Annotated in this window: 16 protein-coding genes; 12 read left to right on the top strand and 4 right to left on the bottom strand. The window is 49.7% G+C overall.

The features are described from left to right. Positions 1-65 precede the first annotated feature (65 nt). The 11 genes from DWX59_RS02600 (at position 66) to DWX59_RS02550 (ending at position 12243) form a co-directional block, all read left to right on the top strand. The gene (locus DWX59_RS02600) at positions 66-740 is read left to right on the top strand and encodes a response regulator transcription factor (protein ID WP_117555971.1); all 675 of its coding nucleotides are present in this window, start codon (positions 66-68) and stop codon (positions 738-740) included. 18 nt (positions 741-758) lie between these two features. After that, positions 759-1868 carry a sensor histidine kinase gene (locus DWX59_RS02595; RefSeq protein ID WP_330668294.1) on the top strand — a complete coding sequence of 370 codons (1110 nt, stop codon included), beginning with the start codon at positions 759-761 and terminating at the stop codon, positions 1866-1868. A 235-nt stretch (positions 1869-2103) separates the two neighbouring features. After that, entirely contained in the window at positions 2104-2868 is a 765-nt protein-coding gene (locus DWX59_RS02590; protein WP_117555969.1) for an ABC transporter ATP-binding protein, read from the top strand. Positions 2869-2894: 26 nt separating this feature from the next. Further along, on the top strand, positions 2895-4862 hold the full coding sequence (locus DWX59_RS02585; RefSeq protein WP_235844887.1) for an FtsX-like permease family protein: 1968 nt from the start codon (positions 2895-2897) through the stop codon (positions 4860-4862). Between the two features lie 176 nt (positions 4863-5038). Next, positions 5039-5626, top strand: coding sequence for a TetR/AcrR family transcriptional regulator (locus tag DWX59_RS02580; protein ID WP_117555965.1), 588 nt, complete (start codon positions 5039-5041; stop codon positions 5624-5626). Between the two features lie 87 nt (positions 5627-5713). Continuing rightward, entirely contained in the window at positions 5714-6505 is a 792-nt protein-coding gene (locus DWX59_RS02575) for a class I SAM-dependent methyltransferase (protein ID WP_117555963.1), read from the top strand. 186 nt (positions 6506-6691) lie between these two features. Continuing rightward, positions 6692-8008 (top strand): phenylacetate--CoA ligase family protein, encoded by a 1317-nt coding sequence (locus tag DWX59_RS02570; RefSeq protein ID WP_117555961.1) that lies wholly within the window; start codon positions 6692-6694, stop codon positions 8006-8008. Between the two features lie 52 nt (positions 8009-8060). Then, positions 8061-9809 carry an indolepyruvate ferredoxin oxidoreductase subunit alpha gene (gene iorA / locus DWX59_RS02565; protein WP_117557201.1) on the top strand — a complete coding sequence of 583 codons (1749 nt, stop codon included), beginning with the start codon at positions 8061-8063 and terminating at the stop codon, positions 9807-9809. A gap of 1 nt (position 9810) precedes the next feature. Next, positions 9811-10386, top strand: coding sequence for an indolepyruvate oxidoreductase subunit beta (locus DWX59_RS02560; protein ID WP_117555959.1), 576 nt, complete (start codon positions 9811-9813; stop codon positions 10384-10386). Between the two features lie 118 nt (positions 10387-10504). Next, positions 10505-11803, top strand: coding sequence for a phenylacetate--CoA ligase family protein (locus DWX59_RS02555; protein WP_117555956.1), 1299 nt, complete (start codon positions 10505-10507; stop codon positions 11801-11803). A gap of 17 nt (positions 11804-11820) precedes the next feature. Next, the gene (locus DWX59_RS02550; RefSeq protein WP_117557199.1) at positions 11821-12243 is read left to right on the top strand and encodes an amino acid-binding protein; all 423 of its coding nucleotides are present in this window, start codon (positions 11821-11823) and stop codon (positions 12241-12243) included. 125 nt (positions 12244-12368) lie between these two features. Here DWX59_RS02550 and DWX59_RS02545 read toward each other — a convergent pair whose 3' ends face one another. Next, positions 12369-12809: a PaaI family thioesterase gene (locus tag DWX59_RS02545; RefSeq protein WP_117555954.1), complete on the bottom strand. Its 441-nt coding sequence runs from the start codon at positions 12807-12809 to the stop codon at positions 12369-12371. Positions 12810-13276: 467 nt separating this feature from the next. On the opposite strand from DWX59_RS02545, the gene DWX59_RS02540 reads away from it, so the two are divergent. After that, the gene (locus DWX59_RS02540; RefSeq protein WP_117555952.1) at positions 13277-14797 is read left to right on the top strand and encodes a caspase family protein; all 1521 of its coding nucleotides are present in this window, start codon (positions 13277-13279) and stop codon (positions 14795-14797) included. Positions 14798-15068: 271 nt separating this feature from the next. Here DWX59_RS02540 and DWX59_RS02535 read toward each other — a convergent pair whose 3' ends face one another. From DWX59_RS02535 to DWX59_RS02525, 3 genes are all read right to left on the bottom strand, one after another. Further along, complete coding sequence (locus tag DWX59_RS02535) at positions 15069-15284, bottom strand: helix-turn-helix domain-containing protein (RefSeq protein ID WP_117555950.1); 216 nt, start codon at positions 15282-15284, stop codon at positions 15069-15071. After that, positions 15271-15540 (bottom strand): RNA polymerase sigma factor, encoded by a 270-nt coding sequence (locus tag DWX59_RS02530; RefSeq protein ID WP_117555948.1) that lies wholly within the window; start codon positions 15538-15540, stop codon positions 15271-15273. The genes DWX59_RS02535 and DWX59_RS02530 overlap by 14 nt, the downstream gene beginning before the upstream one ends. A 609-nt stretch (positions 15541-16149) precedes the next feature. Continuing rightward, positions 16150-16335, bottom strand: a complete 186-nt coding sequence (locus DWX59_RS02525) for a cysteine-rich KTR domain-containing protein (RefSeq protein ID WP_081616014.1) — start codon at positions 16333-16335, stop codon at positions 16150-16152.

The raw sequence follows: 16335 nt of genomic DNA, 5'->3' as shown, positions 1-16335 counted from the left end.
GTGGTCCGAAACAGGCCGCCGGTTTTTCTTCGGCCATATTTTAGCAAATGGGAGGAGCCGTGCTTATGTACAGGATTTTTATTGTGGAGGATGACGCTGTGATTGCATCTGCAGTGGAAGGGCATCTGCGGTCATGGGGCTGGGATGCGCGGTGCGCGGGTGACTTTGGGAATATACTGGCTGAGTTTGCTGCCTTTGACCCCCAGCTGGTCCTGATGGACATTTCCCTGCCCAGCTATAACGGCTATCACTGGTGCGGCCAGATACGCCAGGTTTCCAGGGTCCCGGTCATATTCATATCTTCAGCCGCAGATAACCTGAATATTGTAATGGCCGTGAACATGGGCGGGGATGACTTTATCGCCAAGCCATTTGACCTGGATGTGCTGACCGCCAAGATACAGGCCATGCTAAGGCGTACCTATGATTTTGCAGGACAGAGCCGCCTGCTGGAGCACAGGGGAGCTGTTCTGAACGTGGATGACGGAACCCTGAATGCGGGCAATGGCAGGATTGACCTGACACGGAATGAGCACCGGATCCTTCAGGTGCTGCTGGAGAATAAGGGCAGGATAGTAAGCCGCGACACGCTGATGCTGCGCCTGTGGGAATCGGACAGCTATGTGGATGACAACACGCTGACCGTGAATATGACCCGCCTTAGAAAAAAACTGGAAGAGAACGGGCTCACGGATTTTATAACGACCAAAAAAGGCAGCGGTTATCTGATTGCTGACTGATTTAGGAGGAAAATGGTGATGGGGCAGGAAATGCATAGGGAGCAGGAAGCTCATAAGGCGCGGGAAATGCATAGGGAGCAGGAGGCTTATAAGGCACGGGAAACGGACAAGGGGCGCCGGCTTCCCGGCTTCATGGAGTATCTGATGGAATACAGGGGACGGCTGGTCCTCTTTTTGCTTTTGGGGGCCGTGTTCGGAGCCGTGTTATATGGGTACCGTCTTCCGGCAGAGGCGGTCTTTTATGGCATGGTTTTGTGCTTCTGCCTGGCGGTCCCGGTGCTGGTCTTAAATTACAGGAGATTCAGGAAAAGGATGCGTATCCTGTTCCGGATGCAGGATGCGTTGCTTGGCAATCCGGACCAATATTACCTGGAGCATTTTCCTGAATCCGGGTCACTGTTAGAAAAGGAATACCAGCATTTCCTCATGCTCCTTGGACGGGACAGGGAGCGTATACGCGGCCTGTCCGAGACTGCCAGGGAAGAGATGACGGAATACTATACCATGTGGGTCCATCAGATTAAGACACCCATCGCAGCCATGAGGCTGCTGCTGCAAAAGCCTGGCCAGGAGCAGGACCCTGAGCTGTCGGAACAGCTTTTCCGCATTGAGGAGTATGTGAATATGGTGCTTCAGTACCTGAGGGTGGACGGGGATAATGATCTGGTTGTGCAGTGGAATGACCTGGATCTGATGGTACGGCAGGCAGTGCACAGATACGCAGGTATGTTTATACGGAAAAAGCTGTCCCTGTCCTATGAACCTTTAAACCGTAAGGTATTGACGGATGAGAAGTGGCTGGTGTTCGCGGTGGAACAGATTCTTTCCAATGCAGTGAAATATACGGGGCAGGGCGGTATTTCCATCTATTTGGAACCAGGCCCAGATACGGTACTTGCCATAAGGGATACAGGAACCGGGATTGCCCTGGAGGACCAGCCGCGTATTTTTGAGAAAGGGTTTACAGGATACAATGGGCATGCGGATAAGCGGTCCACGGGAATCGGCCTCTATCTGTGCAGACGCATACTGAACCGTCTGTCCCATGAGATTACAGTGGAATCCGAACCCGGGAAGGGGACCATAATGAGGATCTGGTTTGCAAAAGAGCGGCTGGAGGTCGAGTGATGCCTGTGTTTCGCCTCCTTACAAAAATGTAAGCTTCCATATTAAAATGTAAGCCGTATCAATGGCAGGTTCCCGGCCGGTTTTGTATAATGCATGTATCATATAGCAGAGGCCCGCAGAGGCGGATGACCATGGCGGCGGATGACCATGGCGGCGGATGACCGTAGCGGCGGGTGTCCGCAGCGGCGGATGTCCGGAGCCTCGGATGCTAAGACGGAGACAGGAGGAATAGAGGATGGCTGTTTTGGAAGTACAGCATTTAAAGAAAATATACACCACACGCTTTGGCGGTAACCGGGTGCAGGCCCTGTCCGATGTGGGGTTTACCGTGGAGCAGGGGGAGTATGTGGCAATCATGGGGGAATCAGGTTCAGGAAAGACCACGTTGTTAAACATACTGGCTGCCCTGGACCGGCCCACATCAGGGTCTGTCCTGTTGGACGGCACGGACCTGAGCACGGTTAAGGAAAGCGGGCTGGCGGCTTTCAGGCGGGATAATCTAGGATTTGTATTTCAGGATTTTAACCTTCTGGATACATTTTCCGTCAGGGACAATATCCTTCTTCCGCTGGTTCTGTCCAAGGTCCCTTATCTGGAAATGGAGTGCAGGCTTGCGCCTCTTGCAGATAAACTGGGGTTGACGGAACTGCTGGATAAATTCCCTTATGAGATATCCGGCGGACAGAAACAGAGGACGGCTGCTGCCCGGGCCCTGATTACCAATCCCCATATCCTTCTGGCAGATGAACCCACAGGGGCGCTGGATTCCAGGGCTGCGGACGGTCTGCTGCGGATGTTCGGGCAGATTAACAGGGAGGGACAGACCATACTGATGGTGACCCACAGCGTCCGTGCGGCCAGCCATGCGGGCCGTATCCTGTTCATCAAGGACGGGGAGGTGTTCCACCAGCTTTACAGGGGCAGGAAGACCAATGATGAGCTGTATCAGAACATAGCGGATACGCTTACCATGATTACCACAGGCGGTGACAGACGATGAATGGTGTGACGAATGGTTTATTTTATATGAAGCTGGCTTTACAGAATATCAAAAAGAATGCACAGACCTATGTGCCTTATATACTGACCTGCATTGGTTCTGTGATGATGTTTGACATAATCCTGACATTGGCCGATAACAAGGAAATTGCCGCCATGCACGGCGGTTCGGACATGCGCACCATATTGGGGCTTGGATGTTATACCATTGCTCTGTTCACAGCCGTGTTCCTGTTTTACACAAACAGCTTCCTGATGAAACGCAGGAAGAAGGAAATCGGGCTTTTTAATATCCTTGGCATGGGTAAAAAGCATATTGGCTTCATCCTGTTTTTTGAGACCGCCATCATTGGGGCTGTCAGTCTTGGAGCCGGGATTACGGGCGGATTTGTCCTGTCAAAGGCAGTCCATCTGCTGCTGTTAAGACTGGCCCAGGCGCCGGTGCAGTGGGGGCTTTATTTTTCAGGGAAGGCTGCCCTGATGTCCGTCCTGCTGTACGGAACCGTGTTCCTCCTGATACTGGCAGGCAATCTGGCCAGGGTGCATGTAAGCAGCCCGGTGGAACTGCTGCGCGGCGGTCAGGAGGGGGAACGGGAACCGAAAACCCGCTGGTGGATTGCCATCATAGGTACCGCAGCCCTGGGCGGCGGTTATTATCTGGCGGTTACCACCTCTAATCCGGCCTATGCAATCAGCGCGTTTTTTTATGCGGCAATCCTTGTGATGATTGGCACCTACTGCCTGTTTACGGCGGGCAGCATTGCATTGCTGAAGTTACTGAAGAAAAAGAAAGGTTTTTATTATAGGACAGAACATTTTATATCGGTATCCGGGCTTTTATACCGCATGAAGCAGAATGCGGCCGGATTGGCAGGAATCTGTATCCTGTCCACCTCGGTGCTGGTGATGCTGTCCAGCACAGTGGCCCTCTATGTGGGAATGGATGATGTGACAAGGAACCGTTATCCCCGCAATATCCTGCTGGAGGCCGTACATGCCTCACCGGCAGATGAAGCAGTGATTGCAGGGGCCGTGCAGGAGGTGCTGTCAGCAAATGGCCTTGGGGAGGAGAACCATCTCTCCTACAGCGATTTATCACTTCTGGCAGTGGAGGAAAAGCCGGGCGTCTTTGACATAAAGACAACCTATACAACTGCGGATCTGGAAAAAATACAGCCCATGTATGTGATGACCCAGGAAGATTACGGCCGCGTGACCGGCAATCAGGCAAAACTGTCAGAGGGCCAGTGTATGGTGGTTACCCAATACAGCCCATATGAGGAGGACAGCCTGACAGTTCTTGGAAGGACATACCAGGCAGTGCCTGCCGGGGATTATGGACTGTGGGACGGGGCTGATACATTTGGAAGCGAGGTCTATTATCTGATTGTGCCGGACGATGAAGAAATGCAGCTTCTGGAGGCCGGCCAGCAGGCAGGGGAAGGAGGCCGTGTGTCCAGTATCCGCTACCACTACGGTTTCGACCTGGATACGGACCAGGACACACAGATCCGTATTTATAATGAAATCATGCACAAGGCATCCGTTATTCCGGAAGGAATCCAGGGCGAGAGCGCGGCAGAGGGAAGGGCCTCCTATTTTTCCCTGAACGCAGGGCTTTTATTCCTGGGAATATTCCTTGGCACCCTGTTTGTGATGGCTACCGTACTGATTATCTATTATAAGCAGGTAACGGAAGGATATGAGGACAAGAGCCGGTTCGGAATCATGCAGAAGGTAGGGCTGACCCGGGCTGAAATCAAGGAGTCCATCCATTCCCAGATGCTTCTGATGTTTTTCCTGCCATTGGCAGCCGCCGCCATGCACATTACGGCCGCTTTTCCCATCATCACAAAACTGCTGGCAGCCATGAACCTGACCAATGTCAGGCTCTTCGCGGCCGCAACAGCCGGAACACTGGCCGTGTTCGCCGTGGTTTATACAGCGGTATATATGCTGACCTCAAGGGTTTATCTGAGGATTGTCAGTTCATGAAACAGGTACAGGACAATCAGATATGCGGTAAAGCCTTGCGTGGACAAAGCAATTAAAACAATAAGATATTTACCTCAGCTTCTTGACATATCTAAAATAATATGCAACAATAGTTACACAACATATGTTGTGTAACTATTGTTGCATATTGGACTAACAAAGAAAGGAGGGCATCCATGCCGCCAAAAGCCAAAATAAGCAAAGACATGATATTACGTACTGTCTTAGACATTACAAGAGAAACAGGATTTGAGACAGTCAATGCCAGGAGCATTGCAGCCAGTCTGCAATGCTCCACCCGTCCGATTTTCACCTGTTACGAAAACATGGACGAATTAAAGGCAGGATTTCTGGAATATGCATACGGATACTACGAGCAATATGTAGCTAATTATGCGGATTCCGTGAAAGACACCCCCTATCTGCTCCTGCCGCTTTCCTACATTGATTTCGCCCGGGAGGAAACCCATCTATTCAAGCTATTGTTCATAAACGACATGGATTTAAACATGTCGGATGCGAAAGACTTTTACAAAGAAGCCGGAAACGAAAAAAAGGCAGCCCTTTTTTCCAAAGCCATAGGAGTAGGACCGGAACAGGCAAAAGTAATTTATTTAGACCTATTCCTCTACACCCACGGCATGGCAGTCTTAACAGCAACAAACAAGCTTGCATTAAGCAGGACCTCCGCCGAGACAATGCTGAAGAATTTTTTATCCGCCTTCATAAAACAGGAAAACCCGGATTGGAATCCAGCCATCTGACCGGCCCGGCACCATACGGCGCAGACAGCAGGTGCTGCCCGTGGTCCTGTTTACGCCGGGGAGCACCCGCCAAGAAAGGAGCAGTTCATGGAAACAAACCAATACATAACAGACTTTTACAACCACTACGACGAGGACGCCCGTCTATCCTTAAGACACGGCTCAGTGGAATTCTTCACCACCATGCGGTACATCCAGACCTACATAAAGCCTGGCTTTCGCATACTGGAAATCGGAGCAGGAACCGGTCGTTATTCCCACGCCCTTGCGCGCCAGGGCTACACCGTTGACGCAGTAGAACTGGTAGGACACAACATAGAAATATTCCGCCGGAACACGCAGCCAGGCGAAAACATAACCATTACCCAGGGCAATGCCATGGACCTATCCGCCTTCCCGGACAACCAATACCACATCACCCTTCTGCTAGGCCCCTTATACCACCTTTACAATACACAGGACAAGCGCCAGGCCCTAAGCGAAGCAATCCGCGTAACCCAAAAGGGCGGCCTGATATTTGCGGCTTACGTCATATCCGACGGCTGCCTTATGGACGAAGGCTTCAAACGCCAGACCATCAATGTTGCGCAATACATAGAAGAAGGCCTGATTGACTCCCGCACATTCGCCGCCAGGTCCCGGCCCAAAGACCTGTTCGAACTGGTCCGCAAAGAAGACATCGACCGCATAATGGCCACATTCCCCACAACCCGTCTCCACTACATCGCATCCGACGGCTGTGCCCTGCTCATACGCGAATCCATAGACGCCATGGACGACCAGGAATTCGACCTATACATGAAATACCATTTCGCCACCTGCGAACGCGAAGACCTCCTGGGCGTGACAAGCCATGCCCTGGACATTTTCCAAAAATAAAACACCCTGCCCCGTTTCCCGGACGTAACCCTCACCCTCCCACCCTCATTCATGAAATTTGCATCAAAACAGCAGACAAACCACCAAAAAGATGATATAATATCGCCAGACATTACGCTGCGCCAATTCGTTGATACGTCAAAGTGCGACAGAGACAGGGACGCAGGGAAAAGGAGGTCAGACAAAATGATATGGGCAAAAGAGGAAACAATGTCCAGAGCGGAAATTGAAGCGGTTCAGTTAGCCCGCCTGAAGGAAGCGGTGACCCGCAACTATGAGAGGGTGCCCGCTTACCGTGCCAAGATGGAAGCTGCCGGCGTGAAGCCGGAAGACATACAGACCCTGAAGGACCTGGAAAAACTTCCATTTACAACAAAGCAGGATATGAGGGACAATTATCCTTATGGCCTGTTCGCGGTGCCAAGAAAACAGCTGCGCAGGATCCATGCGTCCAGCGGGACAACCGGCAAGCCAACGGTTGTGGGTTATACGGAAAATGACCTGGAAGTATGGAAGGAGTGCGTGGCCAGGCTTGCGGTTGCCGGCGGCGCAACGGACGAGGATGTGGCCCAGATCTGTTTTGGCTATGGCATGTTTACAGGCGCCCTTGGCCTTCACAACGGATTGGAAAAGGTGGGCGCGGCCATTGTGCCTTCCTCCACCGGCAATACCCAGAAGCAGCTTATGTACATGAAGGATTTTGAGACCACGCTGCTGGTGGCCACCCCGTCTTATGCCATGAGGATTGCAGAGGTGGCCCTGGAGATGGGGATTGACCCTAAAAAGGACCTGCATGTAAAAAGCCTGGTCCTGGGAAGCGAACTGATGACAGAGGCCATGCGGAGCGAGCTGCGCAAGGTATGGGGGGAGGATGTGAACCTGACCCAGAACTATGGCATGAGCGAACTGATGGGCCCCGGGGTGTCAGGGGAATGTCTTAAGCTCAACGGAATGCACATCAACGAGGACCATTTCATCGCAGAGATAATTGACCCCAAGACAGAACAGGTGCTTGCGGCAGGTGAAAAGGGCGAGCTGGTCATCACCTGCATCAGCAAGGAAGCCCTTCCCTTAATCCGCTACCGCACCAGGGACATTACCCGGCTCATGTACGAGCCGTGCCCATGCGGCCGTACCACGGCCAGGATGGAGAACCTGTCAGGCCGTACGGATGACATGTTAAAGATCCGCGGCGTCAATGTGTTCCCAAGCCAGATTGAGGAAGTGCTGATTAACACAGAAGGCATTGGACCCAACTATGAAATCGTGGTGGACCGGAAGAACCACTCCGACCTCCTTACCATAAAAGTAGAAGTAGAGGCAGAAAGCATGATGGATTCCTACGCAGCCCTGGAAAAGCTGGATTACAGCCTGAGGGAGAAAATGCGCCTGATGCTGGGCCTGGATGCCAAGATACAGCTGGTATCCCCCAATACCCTCCAGCGTTTTGAGGGCAAGGCAAAAAGGGTAACGGACCTTCGCGCCAACAAGGACGGAATCTGATGAAATGCTGACACATACCATTGGAGATTACAGTGAAAGGAAGGAAGATAAAGTGTCTGAAAAGAAAATATTACTTGGCAATGAAGCCATTGCAAGAGGTGCCTATGAGGCAGGGGTAAAGGTTTCGGCCGCATATCCGGGAACGCCCAGCACGGAAGTGAGCGAGGCTCTGGTGCAGTATGATGAGATTTACGCGGAGTGGGCTCCCAATGAGAAGGTGGCAACAGAGGTGGCAATCGGCGCCTCCATCGCAGGCGTGCGTTCCATGTGCGTGATGAAGCATGTGGGGATGAATGTGGCCGCAGACCCGCTTTATACGGCGGCCTATACCGGCGTCAGAGGCGGCATGGTGCTGGTGGTGGCGGACGACCCCGGCATGTACAGTTCCCAGAACGAACAGGACAGCCGTATGGTTGCAAGGGCTGCCATGGTTCCGGTGGTGGAGCCCTCCGACAGTGCGGAAGCAAAAGACTTCATGAAATATGCCTATGATTTAAGTGAAAAATATGATACCCCGGTCCTTCTGCGCAGCACCACCAGGCTGTCCCATTCCCAGGGGCTGGTAGAACTGGAGGACAGGGCGGAACCCTTTGATATCCCATATGAAAGGGATATTGCAAAATACGTGATGATGCCCGGCAATGCAATCAAGCGTCATGTGGCGGTGGAAGCGCGTATGAAACAGCTGGCAGAGGACGCAGATGGGCTGCCCATCAACCGGGTGGAATACAACGACCTGTCCGTGGGTTTTATCACCAGCGGGATTGCCTACAACTATGTGAAAGAGGCAATGCCTGAGGCATCCGTCTTAAAGCTGGGGCTTGTGAATCCTCTTCCAAGAAAGCTGATTGAGGAGTTTGCTTCCAAGGTTGATAAGCTTTACATATTCGAGGAACTGGAGCCGGTTGTGGAAGAACAGGTCAAGGCATGGGGAATCCAGAAGGCAGTGGGCAAGGAAATATTCACGGTCCAGGGCGAGTACAGCGCAAACCTGATCCGTGAGCGCGTGCTGGGCCAGACACTGGAGGTTGACCCGGCGGCGCAGGTTCCTGCAAGGCCTCCCATCCTCTGTCCGGGATGTCCCCACAGAAGCGTATACACCGTGCTGAACAAACTGAAAATACACGCGGCCGGGGATATTGGCTGCTATACATTGGGCGCAGTGGCGCCGCTTAGCGTCATTGATACCACCATCTGCATGGGCGCCAGCATCAGCACCCTTCATGGCATGGAGAAGGCAAAGGGTAAGGATTATATCCACAGCTGGGTGGCTGTGATTGGCGATTCCACCTTTATGCATACGGGAATCAACTCGCTGATGAACATGGTCTATAACCAGGCCACCGGCACTGTCATCATCCTGGATAACTCCACCACCGGCATGACGGGGCATCAGGACCACGCAGCCACCGGCAAGACCTTAAAGGGCCAGGTGGTGCCGGCCATCAATATCATGGGGCTGTGCAGGTCCCTTGGCATTGAACATGTCTATGAGGTAGATGCGTTTGACCAGAAGGAACTGGAAGAGGTCATTAAGCGCGAAGCGGCCAGGGAAGCTGTTTCCGTCATCATCACAAAGGCGCCCTGCGCCCTGTTAAAAGGCATCAAGTTCCCCAACAAGTGCAGGCCGCTGTCTGATAAATGTAAGAAGTGCGGCGCATGCTTACGTCCAGGATGTCCAGCGCTGACTAAGAATGAGGACGGGACCATTTCCATTGATGAAACCATGTGCAACGGCTGCGGACTGTGCATGCAGCTTTGTAAATTTGATGCAATCGAGCAGATAAAGGCAGGTGAATAATATGACTTCAAAGAATATCATGATTGTAGGCGTTGGCGGCCAGGGTACCCTTCTTACCAGCCGTATCCTTGGAAAGCTTGCAATTAATGCGGGATATGATGTAAAATTATCTGAGGTACACGGCATGGCCCAGAGAGGAGGCAGCGTTGTTACCTTTGTGCGCTACGGCGACAAGGTAAACGAACCCATTGTGGAGGAGGGGCAGGCGGACGTACTCATTGCATTTGAACGTCTGGAAGCCCTGCGCTACCTGCATTTCCTTAAAAAGGACGGCGTGGTGATTGTCAATGACTGGCGCATCGACCCCATCACGGTGGTGACAGGGGTGGCTGCCTATCCTGAGGATGTGATTGAAACACTGAAGGAGAAACGCAGGGCCATTGTGGTGGAAGCAACGGCCGAGTCCAAGAAGCTGGGCGCGCCAAAGGCATTTAACATCATTGTCCTGGGAGCGGCGGCAAGGCACATGGGCTTTGAGAAGGAAGACTGGCTGCGCGTGATTGAGACAACAGTCCCGCCAAAGACCATTGAAGTGAATAAGCAGGCCTTTGAGATTGGGTATGCGCTTTCACTATAGAGGTCCTGCTGTATGATTGTTTTAGGGGCGTGCAGATGGCGGGAATGAATTTTCAGACACGCCCTAGGCAGGATGATTGATTCAGACATCCTAAAAAATACGGAGGGTTTACAGTCAGATGATTTGGAATGAGACAAAGGAATGTATGAGCAGGGATGAGATGACAAACCTGCAGGGCGCAAGGCTTTCAAAACTGGTGGACCGTGTGTACCACAACGTGGAGTATTACAGGAAGAAAATGCAGGCAGAGGGACTGGAGCCAGGCGATATCAAGGGGATTGAGGACCTGGATAAGCTGCCGTTCACCACCAAGGATGATTTGAGGGATACCTATCCATTCGGCATGTTTGCAGTGGATAATTCCCAGATTACCCGTATCCACGCATCCAGCGGCACCACGGGAAAGGCAACTGTGGTGGGATATACGAGGAAGGATATTGATGTGTGGAGCGAGTGCGTGGCAAGATGCATCACCATGGCGGGCCTGGGCAAGGAGGATACCATACAGGTGGCATATGGTTACGGCCTGTTCACCGGCGGCCTGGGCGCGCATTACGGCGCCGAGGAAATGGGGGCCACGGTTGTGCCCATGTCCACGGGAAACACCAAGAAGCTGGTGACCATGATGGTGGATTTCGGCGTGACGGGCATCATGTGCACCCCTTCCTATCTGCTGCACATCGCGGAAACCATTGAAGAGATGGGCGTTAGGGACCAGATTAAGCTGAAGGCGTCCATCAACGGGGCTGAGCCCTGGACGGACGGGATGAGGGCCCAGATTGAGCATCAGCTGGGAATCCATGCCCACGATATCTATGGCCTGAGTGAAATCATGGGACCGGGTGTGGCAACGGACTGTCAGTTCCACAGGGGACTTCATATCCATGAGGACCATTTCCTGCCGGAAATCGTGGACCAGAAGACCCTGAAACCTTTGCGGGACGGCATGGAGGGCGAACTGGTCATCTCCACACTGACCAAGGAGGGGCTGCCGCTTATCCGTTACCGTACCAAGGATCTGACCAGCATCAACCACGAAATCTGTGAGTGCGGCAGGACCACTGCCAGGATTGCAAGGTTTACGGGAAGGACGGATGACATGCTGATCATCCGCGGCGTCAATGTATTCCCGTCCCAGATTGAATCTGCCCTTTTGGAAATGGGCGGGACCACGCCCCACTACCTTCTGATTGTTGACAGGATTAATAACCTGGACACACTGGAAGTACAGGTAGAGGTGGAAGAGCGTTTCTTCTCCGATGAGATTAGGGAGTTAGAGAACCTGACAGGCAAGATTGCCCATGTGATCCAGAACGCCATCGGGCTGGCGGTCAAGGTGAAGCTGGTGGAACCAAAGAGCATTGAACGCAGCATGGGAAAGACAAAGCATGTAATTGATAACAGGAAACTGATTTAGGAAAGGCAGGTATGGATATGTTTGTAAAGCAATTGTCTGTATTCATTGAAAACCGCGAAGGAAGGCTGGAGCAGGTAACAGAAGTGCTGAAGGAGGAGAACATCAACATCCTGTCGCTGAGCATGGCTGATACCACGGAGTACGGTATGCTGAGGATGATTGTATCCGACCCCGAGAAGGCCAAAGCGGGTCTGAGGAGCAAGGGTTTTTCCGCCATGCTGACCGATGTGCTGGCAGTGAAGCTGGAGGACAAGGTGGGCGAGATGCATAAGATGACCCATATACTGTGCAGCCAGGGACTGAACATTGAATATATGTATGCCCTGGCATCCGCAAACAGGAGGGCCATGATTGTAAAGGCGTCCGACGGGGTGGCCGCGGCAAAGGCTGTGGAGGACGGCGGACTGGTGCTGTACACCAATGAGGAGATGTGCTGGTAGGTGTGGATTACATTAAAATGAATATGGCATCAGCATTGCAATGGAAAGGGCCGGACAGTTTTGGTGAGGAATGTCCGGCCTTTCTGCGCCGTAATGGGGGATTATAAAGAGGATATATATCCGCATTATCCTTTTTCGGCAGTGGGCATATCCTGAACCAGCCGGGTGCCGCTTTTTACAAAACCGCTGGCAGTCACATGGGCTACCGGATTGCCCAGGTCATCGGACACGTCCACCAGGTAATAGCAGGTGCTCCGCCCTTCTTTTACCTTGCGTGCCTCTGCAACCAGACGGGCGCCTTTTGCAGTGCCAAGGAATGTGATTTGGGAAGTAGTGGACACGTTTAACGGCTTATTCCAGTTAGAGGCCACTGCGAAGGCAAAATCAGCCAGGGTAAAGATGGCGCCGCCCATGACAGTCCCCCCGGCATTGAGATGGTGCGGTTGTATTTCCAACGAACATTTTGCATATCCATCATCTACTTCATCAATGACAACGCCGTTTTCAGTGGCAAACCGGTCATTTGCAAAGACCTTCTGTACCTGTTCAAGTTTCTGTGCGTTCATGTTTTTTCCTCCGTATCCTTTATGTATGATAATATACAGCTGGCTGAAATAATCTAAAGAACACTATAAACCAGGGCGGCAGGGGTTGTCAATGCCATGAAACGGATAATCATGGACCTATCATGAAAAAGGGGGCCCCGAAGGTAGCTACTCATAAGACAGTATCACAAACAACTGAAAAGGGTAGCTGCCATACAGGGTGCAAAGCAAAGCGGGCGTATCGTCAGAAAAGACGGTACGCCCGCTTTGTCACGCAGTAGAAGGCTGCTTTGAGGGAATGAGTATAAAACCATTGCCTACCCCGTTTCTATGCCTGTAAAGCCGCATAGCACAAGGCTATTTAGCACTCTATTGGGTGACCGCATATAGTGTTCTGTTACAATACGGATAGGAAAACATATAATTTTGTGTTAAGATAATAAGTGGAAATTCTTGAACAAACTAAATTTAAAAGACAGGCGGTATATATGGGAACAATAAGAGCTTTATTAGTAGGAGTGTGTGAATATTTGACAGTTAAGTGTCCTTCTTTGCCCTTGTGTAAAAACGATTTATTTGCAATGAGGGCTGCGCTTATTCAAGGGCTAAATGTAAACGCCGACAATATACTCTTGTGTGGCGAAACGGGGATAGTAACAAAAAGCGAACTTATTGCCTCAATACATACTGTGCTTAATGGTGCAACAGAAGAGGATACTTTTGTTTTTTACTTCTCTGGTCACGGCGGTAAAAATTGCTTAGTGTTAAGTGATAGCTTAATCGATTTGCAAGACCTCATTGATACAATAGAACAAATACAAACAAGGAATAAAATAGTAATATTAGATAGTTGTCATTCGGGTGGTTTTGCGCTTGCTGGTGTTCCTGAAATAGACATTGACGAAACTGTTGAACATTTTGCTGGACGTGGATTTGCTGTCCTGGCTTCGTGCGGGGTGGAACAATTTTCTGGCTTTAATGACGATAGAGGAATAAGTTTATATACAAGTTTTGTATGTGACGCTCTGACCTCGCATTTTTTGATTAGACAAGGAAAGAAATCTCTTGAAACCATAAATGAAGCAATATTTCGCTTTGCAGAAGTGTCAAATCAAAAAAGTGGGCGTAACTTTCAACAGCCAATATTCCGTTCGAGTATTGGCGGTACAGTGTTTTTTGATGTTGAGGAATACAACCCCTATGAAGTTGCGCGAATTTATGAAGAAACAGACAAGTATATTATCTATGCTGTTGAACCAGTACACCATGCGGGAGCAAAAAGGTTATCGGTTAAAGTGATTTTGCGTTTTCAAAGTTCGATAGAACAAATTGCTGAAATTGCAAAAGAAATTAAGGATAAAGTTTGTTATTATGAAGTGCACCAGAATGAAATTGCTGAAGCACATCATAAAGGCCATGCGGCAAATATTGTATGGTGTTATTTCGGATATGATGAGGACGATATGGTAGATAGTAATTATATTTGCCACACCACATGGGTTGATGATTTGCAGGACAAAAAATGGTGGTATCATAGTTCAAAGAATACCATTGTTGCAAAAGGGGTTCACATAGATGTGCATGGTTCATATGAATTAATCAAGAGCCTTAAAGAAGATACCATGAGCAAAGACGAATTAATTAAAATCACAAGAGAATACACTGCAAATATTATATCGGCGGCAGAGCAGTATATCAAAATATTTAGAGAATACCTTAACAACACTATAACAGAGGAACAACTCATAGATAGCGTTGCCCCTCTTAATATTGAAATTTCAAAATGGTTTTTTAAACAAAGTGAGTTGCCAATACCCACAAAAGAGCTACACGATTGGGCGCATATACATACAAAAATTTCCTGCACAATACATGATTTCTCTCTTTTTTATGATAGAAAAAACTTACAGACATGGAAAAGTGAAAATCGCAAATGGTTATTGAAAAATGCAATTAAGCAATATGAATTGGAATTAGAAGAGCTGAAAGTTGCAGATAAGATAATTTAAAATAATGAAATTTAGCCTGTTTTGTTACGCAATAGAACGCCATTTTGAGGGGTACAAATATAAAACCCTTATCCCACCATTATTGCGCTCGCAAAGCCGCATGAATACAGGCTTTATCAACCTCTATTGCGTGACAGAGAACCTCATAATTTAGAGAGGGCGCAAGCGGTCTATCCGTTTGCGCCCTCTTGATTACCAAACAGCAAAGACGGAAACAGCCGTCAAGGACGCGAAGCGCGAAGTTTATCCTTGACGGCTGTTTTTGGCTTTGCTACTTGCGCGGCGGCTGATACTCCAATCGGAATTTCAAAACAGCTATGAGCAGCTTTGCATTTAATCGCTCTTGCATATCGGCGTTTCCTCCGCTTAATCTACCTATGTAGGCTTTGTGTTGTTCCTGTACCGTAAGGAGCGCGGCGGTATCGCCTGTGATTGCTCTTTCAATCACTTCATAGGGAACAAGGTTGTATTTGCTATTCTTCATCATTTATCTTCTCCATTTCTGTCCGCAACTGCTTCAAGGCTGCATTTTTCTGATAGTTGACCGTTGTGCACGGTTTTCCCAATAACGCCGCAATCTGCCTATCACGTAGTTGCAGATAATAGCGCATAAGGATAATTTCCCGCCAACCTTCCGATAAGCACAACAAGGCTTTTGCTAACTTCTCACTGTCAACAATTACCGTCTGTCCGTTGACTGCAAAGGCAATCGGCTTGTCCTGCAAGACAAAGTATTCGTCCATACTGCGAGGTGCAAAAGAGGTATTCTCTTGCAGATACTCAAAGGATATTTCACGCTGTACCTTGCGCTTTCGTTCCCTCTAATAATTACAAACTTCATTGTGTAATACGGCTTTGCAAAATGCGTGAAACCGGCGTTCGATATTTTCCTTGTATTCTATGGATAACATCATGTTCACCCCCTTTCCGTTTGGAATGAGGGCTATAACAAAAACTGCCTGCGCAGCGTAAAACTGAACAGGCGGTTATGCTATATGATGTAATAGGGCATTTATGATGATGTAAGAGTTCCTCTTGATAGCCGCAATACCCCGTAGACAGGAACAGACTTTTTTTGACAAACTACTGATTGGAAAACCGTGTTGATATAAAACGGACATGACGATACCTCCTAAGATACCGCCATGTCCTTAAAAATGGGCGACTTTATCACGTCCCCGCAAATTCAATTCTGCAAAAGGAGAACGGCGGCTTTATTTTCATAAAACTGTCGCCTAATGCTGCAACCGCAATTTGCCAACAAGCAACGGTTTTATAAGTTGCAATCTGTCAGCAATCACATAGGTTGTCAAAAAAGTAAAGAGCCGACAACCGCATTTTATATCTGCGTGTTATCGGCTCTGCGTCTTTGCGTCTGGCTCTTTGATAACTGACGTATTTAGTTGTTTTACATTGATTAAGGTTTCCTGCTTGCACTTCGGGCAGTATAGAGGGAAGTTTTCAAGTATTGTATCTTCCCGTATTTTCAACCTCGTTTTACTTTGACATATGGGGCATATTACCCATTCGGTACTCAT

It is taken from the genome of Enterocloster aldenensis, assembly GCF_003434055.1.
Taxonomy (GTDB): Bacteria; Bacillota; Clostridia; order Lachnospirales; family Lachnospiraceae; genus Enterocloster; species Enterocloster aldenensis.
Note: the sequence above shows the minus strand (reverse complement) of the source record. Positions and strands in the feature narration are given on the sequence as shown.